The organism is Fusibacter fontis (genome assembly GCF_055378735.1).
In genome coordinates, this window is sequence record NZ_AP042445.1 from 2,287,809 (window position 1) to 2,308,775 (window position 20,967).

Annotated in this window: 21 protein-coding genes; 3 read left to right on the top strand and 18 right to left on the bottom strand. The window is 34.4% G+C overall.

What is annotated here, in order from left to right:
• Positions 1–12: 12 nt before the first annotated feature.
• The 18 genes from neuB to ACZ41W_RS10340 are packed head-to-tail and all read right to left on the bottom strand — an operon-like array spanning position 13 to position 17,172.
• Complete coding sequence (neuB, locus tag ACZ41W_RS10255) at positions 13–1,014, bottom strand: N-acetylneuraminate synthase (RefSeq protein ID WP_464311888.1); 1,002 nt, start codon at positions 1,012–1,014, stop codon at positions 13–15.
• A 17-nt stretch (positions 1,015–1,031) separates the two neighbouring features.
• Positions 1,032–2,321: an ATP-grasp domain-containing protein gene (locus ACZ41W_RS10260; RefSeq protein ID WP_464311889.1), complete on the bottom strand. Its 1,290-nt coding sequence runs from the start codon at positions 2,319–2,321 to the stop codon at positions 1,032–1,034.
• 16 nt (positions 2,322–2,337) lie between these two features.
• Positions 2,338–3,384 (bottom strand): sugar phosphate nucleotidyltransferase, encoded by a 1,047-nt coding sequence (locus tag ACZ41W_RS10265; protein WP_464311890.1) that lies wholly within the window; start codon positions 3,382–3,384, stop codon positions 2,338–2,340.
• On the bottom strand, positions 3,384–4,553 hold the full coding sequence (locus tag ACZ41W_RS10270; protein WP_464311891.1) for a LegC family aminotransferase: 1,170 nt from the start codon (positions 4,551–4,553) through the stop codon (positions 3,384–3,386). The genes ACZ41W_RS10265 and ACZ41W_RS10270 overlap by 1 nt, the downstream gene beginning before the upstream one ends.
• 18 nt (positions 4,554–4,571) lie before the next feature.
• Positions 4,572–5,552 carry an NAD-dependent 4,6-dehydratase LegB gene (locus ACZ41W_RS10275; RefSeq protein WP_464311892.1) on the bottom strand — a complete coding sequence of 327 codons (981 nt, stop codon included), beginning with the start codon at positions 5,550–5,552 and terminating at the stop codon, positions 4,572–4,574.
• A gap of 3 nt (positions 5,553–5,555) precedes the next feature.
• A complete protein-coding gene (locus ACZ41W_RS10280; protein WP_464311893.1) occupies positions 5,556–6,653 on the bottom strand; it encodes an O-antigen ligase family protein in 1,098 nt (365 codons plus the stop codon).
• 25 nt (positions 6,654–6,678) lie between these two features.
• Entirely contained in the window at positions 6,679–7,488 is an 810-nt protein-coding gene (locus ACZ41W_RS10285) for a 6-hydroxymethylpterin diphosphokinase MptE-like protein (RefSeq protein ID WP_464311894.1), read from the bottom strand.
• A 6-nt stretch (positions 7,489–7,494) separates the two neighbouring features.
• Positions 7,495–8,112, bottom strand: a complete 618-nt coding sequence (locus tag ACZ41W_RS10290; RefSeq protein WP_464311895.1) for a CatB-related O-acetyltransferase — start codon at positions 8,110–8,112, stop codon at positions 7,495–7,497.
• A gap of 15 nt (positions 8,113–8,127) precedes the next feature.
• The gene (locus tag ACZ41W_RS10295) at positions 8,128–8,895 is read right to left on the bottom strand and encodes an AglZ/HisF2 family acetamidino modification protein (protein WP_464311896.1); all 768 of its coding nucleotides are present in this window, start codon (positions 8,893–8,895) and stop codon (positions 8,128–8,130) included.
• Position 8,896: 1 nt separating this feature from the next.
• Positions 8,897–9,514 (bottom strand): imidazole glycerol phosphate synthase subunit HisH, encoded by a 618-nt coding sequence (hisH, locus tag ACZ41W_RS10300; RefSeq protein WP_464311897.1) that lies wholly within the window; start codon positions 9,512–9,514, stop codon positions 8,897–8,899.
• Positions 9,515–9,529: 15 nt separating this feature from the next.
• Positions 9,530–10,666 (bottom strand): N-acetyl sugar amidotransferase, encoded by a 1,137-nt coding sequence (locus tag ACZ41W_RS10305; RefSeq protein WP_464311898.1) that lies wholly within the window; start codon positions 10,664–10,666, stop codon positions 9,530–9,532.
• 39 nt (positions 10,667–10,705) lie between these two features.
• Entirely contained in the window at positions 10,706–11,830 is a 1,125-nt protein-coding gene (gene wecB / locus ACZ41W_RS10310; RefSeq protein WP_464311899.1) for a non-hydrolyzing UDP-N-acetylglucosamine 2-epimerase, read from the bottom strand.
• Positions 11,831–11,832: 2 nt separating this feature from the next.
• The gene (locus ACZ41W_RS10315) at positions 11,833–12,942 is read right to left on the bottom strand and encodes a capsular polysaccharide biosynthesis protein CapF (RefSeq protein WP_464311900.1); all 1,110 of its coding nucleotides are present in this window, start codon (positions 12,940–12,942) and stop codon (positions 11,833–11,835) included.
• On the bottom strand, positions 12,939–13,961 hold the full coding sequence (locus ACZ41W_RS10320; RefSeq protein ID WP_464311901.1) for a polysaccharide biosynthesis protein: 1,023 nt from the start codon (positions 13,959–13,961) through the stop codon (positions 12,939–12,941). The genes ACZ41W_RS10315 and ACZ41W_RS10320 overlap by 4 nt, the downstream gene beginning before the upstream one ends.
• Positions 13,954–15,159 carry a glycosyltransferase family 4 protein gene (locus tag ACZ41W_RS10325; protein ID WP_464311902.1) on the bottom strand — a complete coding sequence of 402 codons (1,206 nt, stop codon included), beginning with the start codon at positions 15,157–15,159 and terminating at the stop codon, positions 13,954–13,956. The genes ACZ41W_RS10320 and ACZ41W_RS10325 overlap by 8 nt, the downstream gene beginning before the upstream one ends.
• A 10-nt stretch (positions 15,160–15,169) precedes the next feature.
• Positions 15,170–16,063 carry an SDR family oxidoreductase gene (locus tag ACZ41W_RS10330; protein WP_464311903.1) on the bottom strand — a complete coding sequence of 298 codons (894 nt, stop codon included), beginning with the start codon at positions 16,061–16,063 and terminating at the stop codon, positions 15,170–15,172.
• 27 nt (positions 16,064–16,090) lie between these two features.
• Positions 16,091–16,693 carry a sugar transferase gene (locus tag ACZ41W_RS10335; protein ID WP_464311904.1) on the bottom strand — a complete coding sequence of 201 codons (603 nt, stop codon included), beginning with the start codon at positions 16,691–16,693 and terminating at the stop codon, positions 16,091–16,093.
• Between the two features lie 5 nt (positions 16,694–16,698).
• Entirely contained in the window at positions 16,699–17,172 is a 474-nt protein-coding gene (locus ACZ41W_RS10340) for a winged helix-turn-helix transcriptional regulator (RefSeq protein ID WP_464311905.1), read from the bottom strand.
• Positions 17,173–17,464: 292 nt separating this feature from the next.
• On the opposite strand from ACZ41W_RS10340, the gene ACZ41W_RS10345 reads away from it, so the two are divergent.
• The 3 genes from ACZ41W_RS10345 to ACZ41W_RS10355 are packed head-to-tail and all read left to right on the top strand — an operon-like array spanning position 17,465 to position 20,959.
• Entirely contained in the window at positions 17,465–19,348 is a 1,884-nt protein-coding gene (locus tag ACZ41W_RS10345; protein ID WP_464311906.1) for a polysaccharide biosynthesis protein, read from the top strand.
• Positions 19,349–19,386: 38 nt separating this feature from the next.
• Complete coding sequence (locus tag ACZ41W_RS10350; RefSeq protein WP_464311907.1) at positions 19,387–19,836, top strand: VanZ family protein; 450 nt, start codon at positions 19,387–19,389, stop codon at positions 19,834–19,836.
• On the top strand, positions 19,826–20,959 hold the full coding sequence (locus tag ACZ41W_RS10355; RefSeq protein WP_464311908.1) for a glycosyltransferase family 4 protein: 1,134 nt from the start codon (positions 19,826–19,828) through the stop codon (positions 20,957–20,959). The genes ACZ41W_RS10350 and ACZ41W_RS10355 overlap by 11 nt, the downstream gene beginning before the upstream one ends.
• The last annotated feature ends 8 nt before the right edge of the window (positions 20,960–20,967 follow it).

Below are 20,967 nucleotides of genomic sequence, written 5' to 3' on the forward strand. Positions count from 1 at the left end.
AAAACTGTCGAACTATATCTCTATCAATTCATCTTCTTTAAACTCTTTTTTCGCTGTCATTCCGATTATATCAAACCATTTCATAGGCGTTATCCCTGAACCTGGCCTCTTAACAGTAATATTATCCTCAGTAAAAACCTCTCCTGGTAAAATATCTCTTTTTGCGATAATACTTTTACGAGCAATCACAATATTCTTTATTTCTGATTCTGCAGGTTTTTTAATGCCATCACCTAAGGCTAATTCAATATTTCGAATAGAATCTACCATTTTTTTCAACTCGTGTGGCTCTAAACTTGCTTGATGATCTGGTCCTTCCATGTTTTGATCTAAAGTGAAATGTTTTTCAATAACAGTTGCACCTAATGCAACTGCTGCAATAGGAACTTCAATTCCCCTTGTATGGTCAGAATATCCTACCTTTAATTTAAACTCATTTTCTAGTGTTTTCATTGCCATCAAATTGACATCGCTAAAAGGTGTCGGATATTCAGTCGTACAATGTAGCAACGTAATATCATTTGTACCATATTTTGTCAAAATATTAACCGCTTCTCTAACTTCTTCTATTGTACTCATGCCAGTTGATAGAATAACTTTCTTTTGCAATTTTGCTATTTTGATTAAATAAGGTAAATTTGTAATTTCTCCAGATGGAATTTTCCACGTATCCATATCTAAACTCGATAAAAAATCGATACTGTCATGGTCAAATGGAGTAGACATAAAACAAACGCCTACTTGATCGCAATACTTCTTAAGCGTAATAAACTCCTCAAAAGATAATTCTAATTTTTTTACCATTTCTAATTGTGTTTCTTGATTTCCTGTACTTTCTTTTTGATACTCAGCTTTTTCCGCAAACTTTGACATGACATTTTCCGCTTTAAATGTTTGAAATTTGATAATGTCTGCACCAGCATCTTTTGCTGCTAGTATCATTTTATATGCTAAATCCATACTACCGTTATGATTAACGCCAGCTTCTGCTATAATTAATGTTTTGGGGCTCATAAGTTTCTCCTTGATCATTATTTCTTAATTAAACACTCCATCATATGAGTATCAAATACATGGATTCCAGTATGTTTTTTTACTTTCGCTCTTTCGCCATATGAGTCATCAATAAAAATGGATTGAGGCGTATCAATGTACAAGTATTTTTCATCATCACTACCAATATGAATAACTTGATCAAAAACTCCTTGTAAATGAAATTTGCGGAGATTTTCTTCCAAATCTCCTGCATGACGTGTGATTAATATTATAGGAATTTGTTCATTTATACATTGATATATAAACATGATCATTTGCAAGTTAACATTTCCATTTACTATAATTGTATCATCGAAGTCAATAAAGACTTTATCATATTTAATATTGCTTACAAATCGATTGTAAAGCGCTCTATCAAGTTCTATTTCATATTCATTTACTAAGACTTGATCTATATGATTTCCATTAAATAAGTGTAGCGTTAACAAAGGCAAATTAATGCCTAAATTCCTTGTATAGGAAGAAGTTCCGGCGATTCGAGACGCAACTTCAAGCAATGAAAAATCGCCGTCTATATTTTTTTTAACTTGAAAAAACCATCCACCTTTTTGATTCAACTTTGAATTGATGATTTCTGCTAATCTTAAAAGTTCTGGATTTTTTTCGCCTATTGCATTTACACTGATTCCGCCCTTAACTCTTTTCCTCGTTCTACCACCAGCATAAATTAATTTTCCGTCGTTATTTGTAAAACAGTCAACGGTATATTCTTCACCAGGCAAATATTCAAGTAAAAGCATACCACTAGGATCCATGTCCATACAAAATCGATTCAAATCTTCCTGATTATTAACACGTTTGGTGTTTACAGAACCTTGTCCTACATCCGGTTTTATGAACAATGGGAACTCTAAGTTCATATCATCAAAATGATAACACCTCGGAATATTCATCGCACTTTTTAACAAATCGTAGGTTTTACTCTTTGATCTTGTAATACTTGCGGTATTAAAATCTGGGGCAATTACGATTGGTTTTAGAAGATGTCTAAATTCTGAAAACTTGTAAATAATACCATCCATTGCAGGATAAATGAAATCAATATTTTGATCCCTTATCATCTCATCAAATCTAATGATTTCTTCTGCATCACTTGAATCTGTTATAAAAGGTAAATTATCTATATGCTGTGAATATACAAATCGACCATGATCATACGAACTTGATCCACCCACTAATTCAAAGTGAATGGAATGTTCAACAGCTCGAAATATTTCAAGCCCAATTTCTGTTCCACAGGGATATACTAACACTCTTTTTTTCATTTTTTCAGCCATCCTATCATTCGCTTTCTAATCGTCTTCTCATTTCTTCCATTTCATCAATTTGACCCATGTCCATCCAACTATTCTCACTAATGGGATAAACACCAACCTTGCATCCATTTAATCGATAACGTTCAATGATATCTGGAAAACCAATCTTCTCATTGTTTTTAAGCTCTTCAATAACAATTGGTTCGACAATGTACATTCCAGTGTTAGTAAAAAAAGAAAGCTCGGGCTTTTCTTTCATACTTTCAATTTCACCAGTCTCGCTAATTTCAATTACGCCATAAGGGATCTTAATGTTTTTTAGCGAGCATACCATTGTAATCAAATTATTTTCTTTTTTATGATAGTTGTATATTTTTTCATAATCCTCTTCAATGAGGATATCACAATTAGTCAAAATAAATGTAGAATCAATTTTTCCCTTTAACAAGCTGAGTCCACCACCTGTCCCAAGTGGAATATCTTCATCGATATAGTTAACTTGATAGGCTTTTTCAATCTCATTAAAGTACGCTTTGATCATGTTTTTTTTATGATTTATAATTAGATAGAAATCATTACTACCATATCTATTAAACCGATTCATTATGTGTTCAACAATAGGAATTTCACCAATTGGTATTAATGGTTTGGGCAAAATTTTTGTATACGGGTAAAGCCGTGTTCCCAACCCACCTGCCATAATAACCACAGGTAAATTAATATCACTTTTACTATAAATTTCTTCATCATTCCACAAAATGATAGAGATTATCTTACAAGCGTCATTTAGAATTGGCAAAGCCTCAATTGAATGATCTCGCATAAACTGTCTGGCTTTAGTCTTTTCGGACTCGAAAATATACTTAGGACTGTAGTTCGCAATGTCCTTAACTTTCGCATCTAAATTTCCCTTTCGCAAAATCCATCTTCTAATATCACCATCGGTTATTGCTGCAACAAATCTTTCGTTTTTTTCAACAAAGAGCACTTTTTTTGCCACCTGATCTAACTGACTCATTGCATCAATCATTGTGGTTTCTTCATCTATTAAGAATTCGGTTATATCCATCATCACACCTCAGGGTTTTTTAAACACTCAACAACGTATTTTGCATCCTCTAAAGTAAGATTTGTGCTACAAGGAATATTGACTACTCTTTGTAAATAGCGATTTGCTTCTTCAATCTGATAGGTTTGACTTCCTACATATGGCTTTTGCTCACTGATCAGTCCCCAAATAGGTCGAGCTTGAATCTTTTTTGTCGCTAAAAATTGAATCATTTGATCTCGATCTAATACATAGGGTTTCTCAACATATAATGCATAAAACCAATAATTTGGTCGGATATTTTTACCAAAGTCTAGAATTTTTAGTCCATCAACCGCATCAAATTCCGCCTTGTAATACTCATAATTTTTTTTCTTAGTTTCAATAAAATCTTCCAATTGCTCTAATTGTGCCAGTCCTAATGCTGCTTGTAGATTCGTCATCCGGTAATTATATCCAATTTCATCGTGTGTAAAATAGAGTTCATCACTTTTAGCTTGAGTCGTTAAATGTTTCGCGCGTTTTAGTAAATCTTCATTATTGGAAACAATCATACCACCACCGCCAGTTGTAATAATTTTATTTCCATTAAACGAATATATACCAACATCACCAATTGTACCTGCATGTTTTCCAGCATACATACCATCTACATAATAGGTGCCAATAGCCTCTGTAGCATCTTCAATAACCTTCAAATTATAATGCTTAGCAATCGACATAATCTCTTCCATGTTAGCCATATTTCCAAAAACATGTACTACTAAAATCGCTTTAATCTGTTTTTTAGTTGCTTTATTGATTAACTTTCCATTTTCAAATATACATTGATTTTGACAAAAATGACGAAGTTTAACAGTATCCATGGTGAGTGAATCGTCGCAATCCATAAAAATCGGTTCAGCACCAATATACTTAATTGGATTAATTGCCGCAATAAAAGTCAATGTTGGTACAATCACTTCATCGTTTTGAGTTACATCGCAAAGCATCAAAGACATATGAATACCTGATGTTCCATTTTGACAGGATACAGCTCCCTTACATTTCGCATATTCCGCAATTTTCTTTTCAAAGTCACTCACATATGGTCCACCAGTTGAAACCCATTCAGTTTCAACAGCATGCGTTACGTATTCAAGCTCTTTACCTTTTAAATTTGGTACTGATAAAGGAATAAATTTTTGAGACATTCAAATCACCTCCACACATTAAATGTTATATATATCTGTTTTATATTTTTCCAAATTGGACTTAAAGAACTCAATCGTTTCAGCGATACCTTGTTCGAAAGTGTAATTTGGCTTCCAATCTGTTAGCCTCATTATTTTTTCATTTGATCCAAGAAGTCTATTTACTTCGCTTTTTTCTGGTCTTAGTCTTTGTTCATCACAGATAATTCTTGCATTTGGATTAATTTGTTTAATCAATTCCTCAGCTAATTGACCGATAGACACTTCTTGTTGAGTAGCAATGTTGATTTCCTCACCAATTGTTCTGGAAGACTTAGCAATCTCAATAAAACCATTTACTGTATCTTTAACATAATTAAAGTCTCGTGTTGGCGTTAATGAACCTAACTCTATTTCAGTTTTACCTGCTAACAACTGAGTAATAATGGTAGGTATTACAGCTCTAGCAGATTGTCTTGGACCATAAGTGTTAAAAGGTCTAACAATGGTGATTGGCATATTGAAACTACGATAAAAAGATTCTGCAAGTCTATCAGCACCTATTTTTGTAGCTGAATATGGAGACTGTCCCTGAAATGGATGTTTTTCGTCAATTGGAACATATTGAGCCGTTCCATATACTTCTGATGTCGACGTTACTAATAATCTAGACAGTTCTAAATCTTTAGCCGCTTGAAGAACATTTAAAGTTCCTTTGATATTCGTATCGACGTAAGTGTCTGGTGAATGGTAACTAAATGGAATAGCTATGAGAGCTGCTAAATGAAACACTTCATCCATACTTTTCATCGCTTCTCTAACACCATTTGGATCTCTTACATCACCAGTAAAAACCTCAACTTCTTTCATAATTTCTTTTGGAAGTGTATCTAACCACCCCCAAGTATTAAATGAATTATAATATGCAAAGGCTTTTACCTTGTGTCCTTGTCTAACGAGTTCTTCAGTTAAATGACTTCCAATGAAGCCATCCGCTCCAGTAACTAATATTTTTTTCATAGATTAATCCTCACTTTGTTTATTTAATATTCTAATTCGATTACTTGACATTATTGTCAACATAAAAATAAACACAAAATCTCTCATAAACGTTTGAAAGAGTGCTAAGAAAACGTAAAGAAAAAATAAAAATCTACAGTCTTTATCTTTAATTGATCTATATATCGCAATTAACATTGCGCTAAATAACACAAATCCTACTATTCCATATCTCAAAATAGTTTCCAATACCCAATTATGAGTGTGTGGAATGATGAGCTTCGTCTTATAGTTAATTTTAATGTGTCCAAGTTGTTCAATTGTATTACCACCATAACCTACAACTGGATTTAAATTAATATACTCCATTGAAGTTATGAAAATATCAACTCTATCTGAAGATCTAAATAATTTTGAAGCCTCATAAGGATGACTTGCAAGCCAACTACTCACAAAAGTAGTCGAAATGAGTACAAATCCAATAGATATTAAAATAAATTTTCTTTTATTTTTTACATTACTATAAAAGTAATATACTAAAATAAGCAAAACGCCTAAATAAGCTCCCCTTGAAGTTGTTAATATCAACCCTAACATAATCGATATACTAAAAACTAAAGGTTTCTTATTTTTCAAAGAAATAAGTAATGAAAATAAAAGTGGTATGGGTATCGAATTTGGCCAACCTGGAAATAATTGATACGCTAAATCGTTTCGAAACAATATAGATAGCGAATATCTATTCATGCGAATCATCTCATATAAAGCGACACCAATAATCAGAAATGACATCAATACCGAGAAACGATATATCCAATTCTTTAAATGATCATAATTAACATTGAGCGATAATACTAGAATAATATATTGAAAAGTAAAAATAAATTGCGTTACTGTTCTCATATCCATTTTATTTGAATAAATTGCATATGAAAATGTTGTAATTGTAACCCAAGTTAAAAACAAAAACATAAACAAAATAGCACGACTATTATGGATGAATTTGATTTTGCCTTTTGCTTTGATTATACTTACTAAAAACACCATATAGTAAATACAGTTTGCTACATATATAAAATTAAAATAGAATAAAAACACTAAGAAAAAGCTAAAAAAAATCATTTAATACCACACTTTCATCGCTTATTCATTTTTTCTGTAATACATCTTCCAAATTTTTTCTTTCGTATGCATCTAACAAACTATTCTTAGTAGCATTGTAAATTCTAATTCCATTATCTCTGGAAAACTTGTCTAATGCATAATGATGATAGGCAACCATCGCATAATATTTCATTTCATAACCAATGCTATTTTCTCTCACAGGGGATGTTTCTAACGAATCGTCATAATAATGTTCAATCTTAATATTTGCGAAAGAATTGAAATCGCTTCCCAACAAATAAATTTCGCTAAAGCCCATATAAATTGCAGTTTGAATGCAACCAAGTATCACATTATAAGGAGCTGTAACATTTTTTGTTAAATCAACTCGAATTAAGTCCTTATGTTGAAACAACTTACATGATTGAAAATAAATATTACCTTTTTGCATATTATTCATATCAATTACTTTGCTTGCATTTGTCCTAACAAAAAAAATGGTGTTATTTAGTTTATTAAACATTTCTTTTGTTTCTATGATATGAGATTCATCATAAAAATGTTCATCATATAAGCAATAATAATTAATATTCAAATCACTTGGGATATTTCCTTTATACAAATAATTGACACCAAATACAATTTCGTTCTTTAACATCGATAAATCAATTTCTCTTAACGAAGGTCCTGTTCCTAAAATAAAACATCGCTGTCCTTTGTGCAAATCTTTAAACTTAATGTTATTTTTTACTCGTTTTTTATCTTCACTTATATTAAATTTAACTTGTGACAATAGATTAAATGTGCCATACATCGCACTGTCAATTAATTCTTTGATCTCATATTTACTCATATTTTCCTACTTTTCATTTTTAACAGACTCAATAAATGCAGATACTTGATTGCTATATACGGCATGCTTCTTCAATTTTCCATCCTCAAAATCCCACCATTTTATTTGTAGCAAATCATTTATTGTATCATCATCAAATCTTTTTCTAATAAACTTTGCTGGATTACCTGCCCAAATTTCATAAGGAGGTACATCTTTAGTCACTACACTTCCCATTCCAATTACAGCACCATGCCCCACTGTAACGCCTGATTTAATTAAAACCTTCGCTCCAATCCAGACATCATTACCAATAGTAGTTCGACCCGATAACGGATTATAATCATGATACGAATACTTAGTTTTTATTTGTTCTTTATGCTTGTTAAAAACAGGCGACGTAGATAACCAATCAAGAGTATGAGATGCACCACCAATTTCGCAATTACATGCAATTGAACAAAATGATCCTATATCAGTATTAACAATTGAACAATCATATCCACAAAATGAGCATTTTCCCATGCTTGAATTAATAACTTGTGTCCCTGATGCTACCCCAGAAGTCTTGTGAATCTTTGAATTTAGAATAGAACGTAATCTCAATTTTTTCATTAATTTCGAAAAATAATATTCTATAATCATCAAAATCCTCCATTTTTATTTATATATTTCTAAATAACTAAGCTCCTTCTCTTCAGGCATATTAATCAAAACTGCTTTCTGCTTCCCATAATAGACAAACATACTACCTGCTGCAACGCCATGTGCACCTGCATCTAAAGCTAATTTAAGATCCGCGGCATCTTTTGCACCGCCACATGCAACAACTGGGATTTCTACTGCATGCGATATTTCTTTGATGAGATCCAAATCGTATCCTTTCATCATGCCGTCATTTGAGATGGAGTTTAAAAGGATTTCACCCGCTCCTAACGATTCTGCAAACTTTGCAAGTTCAATTGGTGAATATTTTGCCTTCATTTCGCCAGAACGTGTATAAACATGTCGTCGTCCAAACAAATCCGTTTTAACATCAATTGATGCGACAATACTTTGATTACCTGCAAACTGTGCAGCCTCTTTTATCAACTCAGGTCCTTCTATTAACGCCGTATTAATAATAACTTTCTCGTATCCAATGTAGAATAACTTTTCAATTTCTGATAATTTTGTAATCCCACCACCATAACTTAGCGGCATAAAAGCTTCACTAGCAATATCTTTAAGATACTCAAAATCTGGCGATTTACCATTTGCTGTCGCTCGAATGTCTAAAATACAAAGTTCATCCACACCCTTGCCGTTAAAAATTTTGACTGAATTGACTGGGTCTCCCAGATATCTAGGCTTTTTAAATTGTGTGGTCTTTACTAATCCTCTATCAATCATGGTGAGGCACGGTATAATTCTTGGTCGTTGAAACATGTTATACACCTCTTGCAAAATTCTCTAATAAAGCCATACCGAACTTGTGACTTTTTTCAGGGTGAAATTGAAAACCATAGATGTTTTCAAAATGAACAGCTGCAGAAAATTCAAATCCATAATCACACGACATAAGTTCATACATAGATGAGTCACAAACAGCATAATACGAATGCACAAAGTAATATCTCTGAACGCCTTCAAGGCCTCTTACCACTGGATTATTCACATCTGACATTTCCACGATATCCCATCCCATATGAGGCACTTTAAGATCTTTTCGCTCTTGAAAATTAAATTTTTTACATTCAAAAGGGATAAGATTAAGTCCAATTTCAACACCTTCTTCACTACATCTTCCAAGCATTTGCATTCCAAGGCAAATTCCAGCTAAAGGTTTCTTGTTTACCTTCGCATGTTGAATAATCGCTTCTTCAAGACCTTTTTCTCTCAGCTTCTTCATCCCAGCGTCAAATGACCCAACACCAGGTAATATCAGCTTATCCATGCATGCGATTTCGTCAACAGTACTTATGAGTTTTGCTTCTGCTCCGATCTTCTTAAGCATGTTTACAATGGAACCCACGTTCCCTATGCCATAATCAATTACACCTATCACTAGACACCTCTATTTTTAACGGAAATTTCGTTTTTCTACACCTAATTTTTTTGCCATTTTGATTGAAAACTCAATTAATCCCAACGAATTTTTATAATCTTTGTATGTTTTATTTTCGCCTTCAATCATCTGATTAAAATCATTTACTGAAATTCCTAATTTCTTAGCAATGTATTCTTTATCTTCTTGCATGATTTTTTCATCATATGGGGTCTCATTTAATTTCGCTATAGCTTCATCTCTAGTCATTTGGCCAGTAAGTACTAAATTTGAAAAATAACATTTACGTTTGTCATATCCGAATTTATGTGGTAAGTAATAGCCTTCATAAAAACGAGTAAAAATATTTTCATAATGCTTATTTTCATATTTTTCCCATCCAAATTTTTCTTTCAAAATCTTCTCTGCTGCATCTTTATCATAATGAATTAAATCTAATGGAGCAACGCGTTTCATGCCTTTAATATAAGCATAATACAGTCGATACTTAAACATACTACAAAGTGGCATCGTTTTTAGTTTCACGCTTCCAAATCTATGATGAATGTCTTTAATCATTTTTAAATCATTTAGATGTACCCATTCAATCGGTGGTCTTACACATTCTGTTGCAATATTAGATCCTGACAAAACATACTTAATATTGTTTTTTACAGCATAGTTATATAGCCCCGCAAATATAACATGATCTTGAGGTAAATCTTGGTAAGGGACCTGCGCTTTAAAGAACGCTAGTTGTAAATCTCTCATCTCATCCCATTTAACAACTTCAGTGTATAGGTCCAAATCAAGCGCTTTGACTAATCGTTCGATATTTTCAACAGCAACATTTAAATTCCAACCCGTATCAACAGTATAGACGAGTGGTCTTAGTCCCATCTTTTCTTTCGCAATATATGCCAAATATGAACTGTCCGTTCCGCCACTTAACCCTAAAATACAATCATACGGTTTTCCTTCTCCATCTTTTCTAATTTGAGCTGCAATTTTTTCAAGCTCCTCAAAATCATCAAAATTTGGCTTCCAGTCTGTTAAGATGTCCGTGTGATAACTATTACAATAATCACAAACACCTTTTTCATCAAACACTATTTTACTATCAGTTGTATCCATCACACAGTTTGAACACATTTGATATTCACGTTTACTCATATTTTTCTCCTCAATCACGTCAAACTTCACTTTGACTCTCTATTTTCTCCAAACCGTACGATTTACATAATCTGTGTACGACAAAATGATTCTCACGACTTTATCCGATACATTGGGCATGCTATAATCTGCTACGTGTCTCAGCGTTCCAATTTCTTGTGTTTCAAGCACTTTAAGTCCCTGTAAAATACGCTCTTTTTGTAAACCCACCATCATGACAGATGTCTCTTCCATCGCTTCAGGACGTTCGTGTGCTTCACGAATATTCAGTGCTTTGAAACCCAAAATAGACGACTCTTCACTGATGGTGCCACTATCACTCAACACTGCTTTTGCGTGCTTTTGAAGTTTTACATAGTCATTAAAACCAAGTGGTTTAAGCGCTTGTATCAATTGATGGAATGTTACGCCATGCGCTTCAATCATTTTACGTGTTCTAGGATGTGTACTGATGATAATAGGAAGCTTAAACGTTTCGGCTACTTCATTTAAACTTTCAACGAGGTTCAGAAAATTGATTTCTGAATTGATATTTTCTTCTCTATGTGCTGAAACGACGAAGTACTCATTTTCTTTCAGCTCTAATCTCTCTAAAACATCTGATTTTTCAATATCAGCCAGTCTCGAATGAATCACTTCATACATCGGACTTCCCGTCTTGATGATTCGATCTGCAGGCAATCCCTCGCGAAGTAAGTATTCTCTCGCGATATCACTATAGGTTAAGTTGATATCGGATGTATGATCCACGATTTTGCGATTTGTTTCTTCTGGCACACGTTGATCAAAGCAACGATTACCTGCTTCCATATGGAAAATTGGGATATGACGTCTCTTCGCTGCAATAGCGCAAAGGCAACTGTTTGTATCTCCCAAGACGAGAAATGCATCCGGTTTAACTTCCTCTAAAATCGGATCAATTTTCACTAAAATATTTCCAATTGTCTCAACCGCGGTTCCTGTTGCAGCGTTTAAGAAATAATCTGGCTTTTTCAAATGAAAATCATTAAAAAACACTTCATTCAGTTCATAGTCATAATTTTGACCTGTATGTACCAATATATGTTCCACAGCTTCTGATGCATCTAGTTTATTGATGACAGCAGACAATCTGATAATTTCTGGTCTCGTCCCCACTACCGTCATCACTTTTAGCTTTTTCATAATTAAACCTCCAAGAAATACGTATCTGGTTTGTTGGGATCAAAAGCTTCATTGGCCCACATAATCGTCACCATATCGGTTAATCCCAAATTTTCAATATTATGCGTATAACCAACTGGGATATCTACTACTTCAAGTTTGTCACCTGATACATAATACTCGATAACTTCATCTTCATCCATTTTTCTAAAGCGAATCACGCCTTGTCCACTGACCACTAAAAACTTTTCGTTTTTTGTATGATGCCAATGATTTCCTTTCGTGATTCCAGGTTTCGAAATATTCACAGACACTTGACCACGATCTGGTGTTTTAATAAATTCGGTAAAAGAGCCTCTGTGGTCACAATTCATCTTAAGCTCATAACAAAACGCTTCTTTTGGAAGGTAGCTTAAATACGTACTATAAAGCTTTTTTACAAACGCATCAGACATATCCGGAATCATGCGGTCCGATCGACTCGCTTTAAAACTTTGTAAAAGATTCACAATCTCCCCAAGCTTCACCACATGAGTCGTCTCAACTTCGCAGAATTCTAAACATCGTCTCTCTTTACCTTCAAGTGCATTTAACAGTTCGGATACCACATCATCTATATACACGAGATTCATAACTACATTGGGATCATTGACCTGTATTGGCAAGTCACGTGCAATATTATGACAAAAAGTCGCCACGGCACTGTTGTAATTTGGTCGACACCATTTGCCAAAGACATTTGGGAATCGATACACAAGTATACGTGCACCAGTTGTTTGACCATACGTAAATATCAATTCTTCACCCGCTCGCTTGCTTTCTCCATATGGATTATCAAGAGCTGCTTGAATCGACGATGAAATCATCACAGGACAGGTATTGTGATGTTGTTTTAGTCCTTCCAACAAAGTTGATGTAAAACCAAAATTTCCTGTCATAAAATCTTCTGTTTTTTCCGGACGATTCACTCCTGCTAGATGAAATACAAACTCTGCTTGTTCACAATATGTGTCTAGTAAGCTTGGATCTGTTTCTTGGTCAAATGCCATAATTTCGTGACAATTTTGATGATTTAACTCAGAGATTAAATTTTTACCGATAAATCCATTGGATCCAGTGACTAAAATCTTCATGCTTTTCTCCAGTTTTCAAGCTCTTCTCTTACATAATCAAGCTGTAACAATTTTTCTTTAATCTGCTCTACATTGAGCCTTTCTGTGTTATGAGAATTATATTCTTCTTCAGTTGTTAGGTTTTGATCCCCTTCAACAAAGTATTTATCATAATTAAGATCGCGTTTATCAGCAGGCACTCTATAAAAACCGCCCATATCTTTTGCAACTAAGTACTCTTCTTTGGTTAACAATGTTTCGTATAACTTTTCGCCATGTCGTGTTCCGATGATTTTGATTTCATTGTCTACGCCAAATAGTTCTTTAACAGCAGTTGCGAGGTCTGCAATGGTAGATGCTGGTGATTTTTGAACCATGATATCGCCTGCTTCTGCATGCTCATATGCAAAGATCACAAGCTCAACTGCTTCATCCAAACTCATGAGAAAACGCGTCATGTTTGGATCGGTAATTGTCAGCGGTTTGCTGCTTTTGATTTGGTCAATAAAGAGTGGAATCACCGATCCTCTAGATGCCATAACGTTTCCATAGCGCGTTCCACAAATCAAAGTATGCTCAGGTGCAATCGTCTTAGCTTTTGATACAAATACCTTTTCCATCATAGCTTTCGATATGCCCATGGCATTAATCGGATAAGCTGCTTTATCTGTGGATAAACATATCACTTTTTTAACACCCATCTCAATGGATGCTGTCAATACATTATCAGTACCAATAATGTTCGTTTTTACCGCTTCCATAGGGAAAAATTCACATGAAGGCACTTGCTTAAGCGCAGCTGCATGAAAAACATAATCCACTCCGTACATGGCATTTTTCACACTTGAAAGGTCTCTGACATCACCTATGTAAAATTTAAGCTTGTCATTATTGTAAAGCTTTCTCATATCATCTTGCTTTTTTTCATCTCTTGAAAAAATGCGCACTTCTTTGATATCTGTATCTAAAAATCGCTTCATCACTGCATTGCCAAACGATCCAGTACCACCTGTTATGAGTAGGGTTTTGTTTTTAAACATGTGAATTCTCCTTCAGATCAATCAATTTATTTTCTAATAGGTTCATAAAACTCTCTTTACTAAATTGAGTTTGATAATATTGTTTTGATTGTCTCGCATAATGATCATACGATTTCAAATTTGAAAATTCTAAAATGTAGTTTGCCAGTGTTTGATAATCTTCCGCATCACACACAAGGCCGCATTCTGCATCTTTTATCACGCGACTTGTTTCGCCATCAATCGCGCCAATAATCGGCTTTCCAGCTGCCATATAGGATTGAACTTTCCCGGGTAATGTATAGGATAGGAACTTATCTTTACGCAATGTAATCAACATGGCATCCGCCATTTCGTAGTATTCACGCATCGCTTCAACAGGCTTTCTTCCGTGGAAGATGACGTTGTTGAGTTGATAATTTAACGCGAGTTCTTTACAAGAGGCTAATTTTGAGCCATCTCCTACAACATGAATTTTAATGTGTTCAACTGCCTTCAATTCATTCGCAGCCTTTATAATTGTTTCCACGCTTTGCATATCACCAATATTACCAGCAAACACAAAATTAAAATGGTTAGTATTTTCTTTTGTCGATTTAACCTCTTCAAAAAGATCTTCTGCATATTGTGGCAAGTAGCTCTTAGGCACATTAGTCAATTGTAGTTCTTCATCAAAATATTGTTCAAATGACTTTGATGTTATCAAAAGTTCATCTGCTGACTGGTAAATCCATCGAGATATCTTCTTAAAGATTTTATAAATAATTGAGGATTCTTTGATACCGCCAGCAGACAAACTTGCAGGCCAAAGATCTAAGCAATAAAACAAAATTTTTTTATGATGCTTTTTCTTATAGAATAGCGCTGGAATTCCCATGAATACTGGAGAAAGCTGATTGACTAAAACCACATCGTATGAATCTTTTAATTTTAGAGCTTTCACTGTTCCTGAAAGCGCAAAACTCAAATAGTTCATGAATAATCTTGCACTTCCTTTGCCTCTACCGATTTCATGAGTTCGAATAATCTCAACACCATTTAATGTTTCTTGTCGTTTTTGTCCCTTCTTATAAGGTTCAAGTACCACACCTTCAGGATAATTCGGTAGTCCCGTTAATACAGTCACCTCATGTCCCTTTTGAACTAAACTTTCACAGATATCAGTAACTCTAAATGGCTCTGGATAATAGTATTGACAAACAACTAAGATTTTCATCATCACACACTCGCTATTTTTTACTCATTAAGTATTCTTTCACTTCACCCTCAAGGCCTTTTGCAAAAGGCATAGGTTGATATCCAAATGCTTCTTTTGCTTTTTCATGATCAAAATGTCGATCTTCACCCATTCTTAATACTTTTTCAACATAATCAATTTTATCTATACTGAACAGTTTAATCAGTTTTGCTCCAAAGACCGCTAAGAACATTGGTACATGAATAAAGTGCGTTTTTTTGTTTAAGAAGCCGCTGATTAGAACAAACATCTCTTTCATAGTGATTGCTCGCTCTCCAGACAAGATAAAATCGCCTGTCTTCACATGTTGGCTCATTAAGACTTGATAATATGCTCTGCCTAAGTCTCTTCCGTGAACAGGTTGTAAAAGATTTTTCCCTCCGCTGATAATTGGAAACAATCTTAATTTATCAACCATTTTAATGAATACAATCATATTTCGATCATTTAAATAACCATATATCATAGTAGGTCGTAGATAAGTTAATTGAATGTCTGAATCATTTTTCTTAATCATCTCTTGAATATCACTTTCAATAGATTGATATTCTTCAGATGCTGACTTGTATTTCGAATATATCCCTGTTGTATGAACAAAAATGGCTCTTTTGACTTGATTTTTTATAGCAGCTTCCATTACAATTCTCGAAAAGAAAATAGATGCTATATGTATAACTGTTTCGACTCCTTGCATCGCTTGTGTCACAAAATCTAAATCAGTTAAATCTCCAATTTTTACATCAATATTTAGTCCAGTTCTTTTAAATAACTCTGTTTCTTTTTTATCTCGTACAATACAACGTATAGGTCCTTTGTATTGATTATTTTTCAATTCTTCTAAAAAGTACTTTCCAGAATGTCCAGTTATCCCCGTAATTAAAATCATTAATACAAATCCTCTCTGAGCTAAACTTTATTTTGAGCGCTTATTTCCCGTTCCGCCTTCTACAACACCTTCAGATTTTAAAACACTGAGTATTGTGCCAAAAAAACACTTCATATCCATTCTAAGGCCAATTTTTCGTGCATACTCACCATCTAATTTCGCTTTTATTTCAATTTCAAGTTCATCTCTTCCGTTAATCTGTGCCCATCCAGTTAAACCAACTGGAATGTCATTTGCACCGTATTTATCTCTTTCTTCAATCAAATCAAATTGATTCCATAGCGCAGGTCTTGGTCCGATTATACTCATCTCGCCTTTTAAAATATTAATAATTTGAGGAAGTTCATCTAAGCTCGTTTTCCTTAGAAATTTTCCAACAGTCGTGATCCATTGATCTGGATTTTCTAAAAGGTGAGTCGGTGTATCCTTAGGTGTATCTATTCTCATTGTTCGAAATTTTAATATATTGAAATGCTTCTTATGGATCCCTACACGTTTTTGTCTAAATAGCACTGGACCCTTCGAATCCACTTTTATCGCCACAATAAGTATTAACAATAGCGGTGATAAAACAATCAGCCCTAAGGCGGATAAAATGAAATCAATTAAACGTTTTATTTTCAAATACATAAATATTACCCCTTCAATATATAAATCCCATCCCCTTGTGGATCTTGCCACTGAATAAACTTAGGATGGTTCACAGTATCTATCACCCAAATATATGGGTTTCCTCGCTTTTTTAGTATGCCTTCTAAAATCTCGCCGATTTCATCGCGAATGCCCAAGATTACTACTTGTTCATGTTCTGAATAATTTTGTTCGATCACTTGGCTCATGTGGTTTTGAATCTTGATGACTGCTTGATACGACCTAGCCACAAAATCAATGGTTTTTTTTGACAAATAAGTGAACCCACTTGGTGTCAGCATATATTTAACTTTATTGCCATCGAGTCTCTCAGCTTTAATCAAACCCGTTTTCACAAATTTCTTCAGCAGAATATTCACCATTCCAAGAGAAATGCCTACTTCACTCGATATGTCCCTTTGTGATATATAGTCATGCTTCTGAATAATTTCGAGCATATTGATTTCAAATAATTCCATTGTTTTAACTCCATTAAATTATATTATACACTATAGAGAAGAGTCGTGCTCGCTTTCAATATTAAACTTGCATTAAAAAGGATTCGTTCAATGATTGAACACTATAATTAGAATACCATTTTACATGAGTCTCGTCAATAAAATATAACACTTTTGTCACAATGACTATCTTCTATATTGTTCGTACTTAAATATGCGATTTTTTAACGAATCTCTACATTTTATTGTCAACATATGGTAAACTGTATCTGTATGATTTTATACATAATTTTTTTATATAGGTGGATGACATATGACTTTACGCGCGATTAAAAAATTGACACTTGCAACAATAGATATTCTATCTTTTGGACTTTCCATCACACTCTCATATCTGATTATTTTTGACCAGATGAACTATCAAAATGTACCATGGTCAAAGTCTATATTGTTGGTTTTACTCGGTATGATTCTCATCAAGTTCATCGTGATGCTTTTTTTCAAAATGTATAGTAAGATGTGGCGTTTTGCAGGCATCACCGAGATCAAGGAGATTGTCTTAGCTTGTGCTACTGGTTCTGCACTGAGCATGGCGCTATTATTCCTTATGTCAAGGCAGACTGAGTTTGCTGACATCATCATTCCAAGAAGTGTTATGGTCTTATCATTTATCTTTGATGTGGCTCTTATCGGTGGATCACGCTTTACTTATCGCATGTTTTTTCATGTCAATCCAAAAGAAATTCGAAAGATTCAGCTTAAAAAGCGCACGCTCATCTACGGTGCTGGCCAAGCTGGTGTTATTACATTAAAAGAACTGAATACCAATCCCCATGGCATATATGCACCTATTGGTTTTATAGATGACAATCCAACAAAAAAAGGACAAAAATTACAAGGTCTTCCAATATTCGGCGGAAAAACTGAACTCGAAAAAATTGCACTAAAAGAGAAGATCGAAGCCATCGTCATCGCGATTCCCTCTGCATCAGATGAAGCGCGTAAGGAAGCCATACATGCAGCGAAAGAAACCGGTGCAATGGTCAGTATTCTCCCACGCGTTCACGATTTAATCGACGGTGCAATAACAGTATCGAAGATTCGTCCTGTTGAAATTGAAGATTTACTCGGTCGTGCACAAGTCAAACTCAACAACGATATCATAAGTGGCTATATCAAAGGCAAGTCCGTACTTGTTACGGGTGGCGGCGGTTCAATCGGATCTGAACTCTGTAGACAAATTGTCAAATACGAACCTTCTAAACTTATCATTATCGATATCTATGAAAACAATGCCTATGACATTCAACAAGAGTTACGTAGTAAATATCCAAGCTTGTCACTCGCTGTCATCATTGCATCCGTGAGAGATCGTAGCCGTATGGAAATGATTCTTGCAAAGGAGAATCCTCAGGTCATTTTTCATGCTGCAGCACATAAACACGTCCCACTTATGGAAGATTCACCAGAAGAAGCTGTTAAAAACAATGTTTTTGGTACACAAAACATGGTGGAGTTGTCCAACCAATATCAAGTAGAAAAATTTGTCTTAATATCAACTGATAAAGCTGTAAATCCAACAAATGTCATGGGTGCATCAAAACGCCTCTGTGAAATGATCTTGCAAAGTTATTCTCAAAAATCAGATGTGAAAACCGAATATGCCGCAGTGAGATTTGGCAACGTGTTAGGTAGCAACGGTAGCGTCATTCCACTATTTAAAAAACAAATTCAAAACGGTGGTCCTGTAACGGTTACACACCCTGACATTATCCGATATTTTATGACGATTCCTGAAGCTGCACAGCTCGTCATCCAAGCTGGTGGACTTGCAAATGGCGGAGAAATCTTTGTCCTAGATATGGGTGAACCTGTTAAAATTGATACTCTTGCAAGAGATTTAATACGGTTATCAGGATTTAAACCAGATGAAGACATCAAGATCGAATACTCCGGATTGAGACCAGGAGAAAAACTGTACGAAGAACTTCTTATGTCAGAAGAAGGATTGAATCGAACTGAGAACGATAAAATCTTTATTGCAAAACCATTGACTTTGACTTACGATACTTTAACCTCAGAACTTGATTGTTTAAAAAAATTATATGGCCAAAGCGAAGCATTAACTCAAAAAATCAAACAAATTGTTCCAACATTCAAATCACCAGCTGAGGTAAATGCTGAAAAAGAGAGGTAAAGATTATTCGAGTTCATATCAAATTAAGGTGGATACTTGTGATTAGTTGGATGTGTCTCATCTTCATGATGTCACATCTTGATAGCGTCAAATCTTGGTATCTTACAGGTGAATTATTCACAACAATAAAAACTGCAAGTTACGATGTCGATTCTACTATAGATGAAAAACTCAAACAATACGACGCACCAGAGTTGTCAAATCAACTCAAGCTGATACGCAAATTTGCTCATTTTATTGAGTATTTTGTCTTATTTTTACTTGTTTATCATGTTGTCACTTATTATCAATCAATGAAGTATGCTATAATTACATCTATATTATTATGTATTGCATTTGCTGGGTTAGATGAATTTCACCAGTCTTTCGTACCTGGAAGAGCTGCGCGATTAACTGATGTCATGATTGATTCTTTTGGTGTTTTAACAGGTTTTGCACTTGTAACACTCACTTCACGATTAAGAAAGGCACATACGAATGAAAATTAAAGTTTTACTCATCGCAGAAACGGTAATGGACGGCGTTGGAAAACACGTAGATGACATTATCGAATACATTGATAAAGATAAATTTGATATTGTCGTTGCTCATGGTGTGGATCGAATGGACTATCGCTTTCTTTCTACAGTTGAAAAATGGAAAAAGGACATTCAGTTTGTCCCTGTTCCATACTTCAAACGAGAAATCAGCTTAAAAAATGATTTTAAGGCTTTTAAAGAAGTGAATCAACTCATTAAGACGATACGGCCGGATGTTGTGCACTGTCATAGTTCAAAAGCCGGTGTTGTTGGTAGAGTAGCAGCTAAACTTCACAGAGTAAAAAGAATCTACTATACACCACATGCATACTCTATGCAAAATCCTGGCAATCAAACGTCCAAATATTTATTGTATTTAAGTATTGAGCGCTTTTTAGCGCGATTTGCAACCACTAATACTTTAAACGTTTCAAGGGGTGAAAAACAATTCGCTATAAAGCACAAACTACATAAAGCAGATCATTTTAAAGTGATTTATAACGCACTATCCGTCAAAGAGACAGAAGAACATCCTCAGATGAAATTTGATTTTATACCCAAAAATGCTTTTGTCGTTGGTTGTATCGCTCGGATGTTTGGTCAAAAAAATCCTGAAGAGTTTCTAAAAATCGCAAGAGAAATATGTAATCGCAGAAAAGATGTCTTTTTTATTTGGGTAGGCGATGGCGATTTCTTAGAGCAGACTAAAATGCAAGCCAAAGAGATGAAATTAGATCGATCTTTATACTTTGCAGGTCATCAAACAAATGTGTATGCCTTTTTGGAACGATTTGACGTGTTTCTCTCAACTTCATTCTACGAAGGCATGCCTTACACATTGATTGAAGCTATGCAGTCCCAATGTCCTATATTAGCCTCAAATGTCATCGGGAATAACGAAGCTGTTGATCAGGGATATAATGGCTATCTATACGAGCTTGGCGATATTCAGGATGCTTGTAACAAACTAGAAATCATGCTCGACAATCCAACCATCATTGAAAAAATGAAAGTGGCATCACGAGCAAGATACATCTCAACTTTTACCATCAATGAGATGATCACGCGAATCGAAGCTATGTATAGTGAATAAACAAAAAC

Coding starts and splice junctions, on each gene's coding strand:
- neuB (WP_464311888.1), bottom strand. CDS start 1,014: ATGAGCCCCAAAACATTAATTATAGCAGAAGCTGGCGTTAATCATAAC.
- ACZ41W_RS10260 (WP_464311889.1), bottom strand. CDS start 2,321: ATGAAAAAAAGAGTGTTAGTATATCCCTGTGGAACAGAAATTGGGCTT.
- ACZ41W_RS10265 (WP_464311890.1), bottom strand. CDS start 3,384: ATGATGGATATAACCGAATTCTTAATAGATGAAGAAACCACAATGATT.
- ACZ41W_RS10270 (WP_464311891.1), bottom strand. CDS start 4,553: ATGTCTCAAAAATTTATTCCTTTATCAGTACCAAATTTAAAAGGTAAA.
- ACZ41W_RS10275 (WP_464311892.1), bottom strand. CDS start 5,552: ATGAAAAAAATATTAGTTACTGGAGCGGATGGCTTCATTGGAAGTCAT.
- ACZ41W_RS10280 (WP_464311893.1), bottom strand. CDS start 6,653: ATGATTTTTTTTAGCTTTTTCTTAGTGTTTTTATTCTATTTTAATTTT.
- ACZ41W_RS10285 (WP_464311894.1), bottom strand. CDS start 7,488: ATGAGTAAATATGAGATCAAAGAATTAATTGACAGTGCGATGTATGGC.
- ACZ41W_RS10290 (WP_464311895.1), bottom strand. CDS start 8,112: ATGATTATAGAATATTATTTTTCGAAATTAATGAAAAAATTGAGATTA.
- ACZ41W_RS10295 (WP_464311896.1), bottom strand. CDS start 8,895: ATGTTTCAACGACCAAGAATTATACCGTGCCTCACCATGATTGATAGA.
- ACZ41W_RS10305 (WP_464311898.1), bottom strand. CDS start 10,666: ATGAGTAAACGTGAATATCAAATGTGTTCAAACTGTGTGATGGATACA.
- wecB (WP_464311899.1), bottom strand. CDS start 11,830: ATGAAAAAGCTAAAAGTGATGACGGTAGTGGGGACGAGACCAGAAATT.
- ACZ41W_RS10315 (WP_464311900.1), bottom strand. CDS start 12,942: ATGAAGATTTTAGTCACTGGATCCAATGGATTTATCGGTAAAAATTTA.
- ACZ41W_RS10320 (WP_464311901.1), bottom strand. CDS start 13,961: ATGTTTAAAAACAAAACCCTACTCATAACAGGTGGTACTGGATCGTTT.
- ACZ41W_RS10325 (WP_464311902.1), bottom strand. CDS start 15,159: ATGATGAAAATCTTAGTTGTTTGTCAATACTATTATCCAGAGCCATTT.
- ACZ41W_RS10330 (WP_464311903.1), bottom strand. CDS start 16,063: ATGATTTTAATTACGGGGATAACTGGACATTCTGGAAAGTACTTTTTA.
- ACZ41W_RS10335 (WP_464311904.1), bottom strand. CDS start 16,693: ATGTATTTGAAAATAAAACGTTTAATTGATTTCATTTTATCCGCCTTA.
- ACZ41W_RS10340 (WP_464311905.1), bottom strand. CDS start 17,172: ATGGAATTATTTGAAATCAATATGCTCGAAATTATTCAGAAGCATGAC.
- ACZ41W_RS10345 (WP_464311906.1), top strand. CDS start 17,465: ATGACTTTACGCGCGATTAAAAAATTGACACTTGCAACAATAGATATT.
- ACZ41W_RS10355 (WP_464311908.1), top strand. CDS start 19,826: ATGAAAATTAAAGTTTTACTCATCGCAGAAACGGTAATGGACGGCGTT.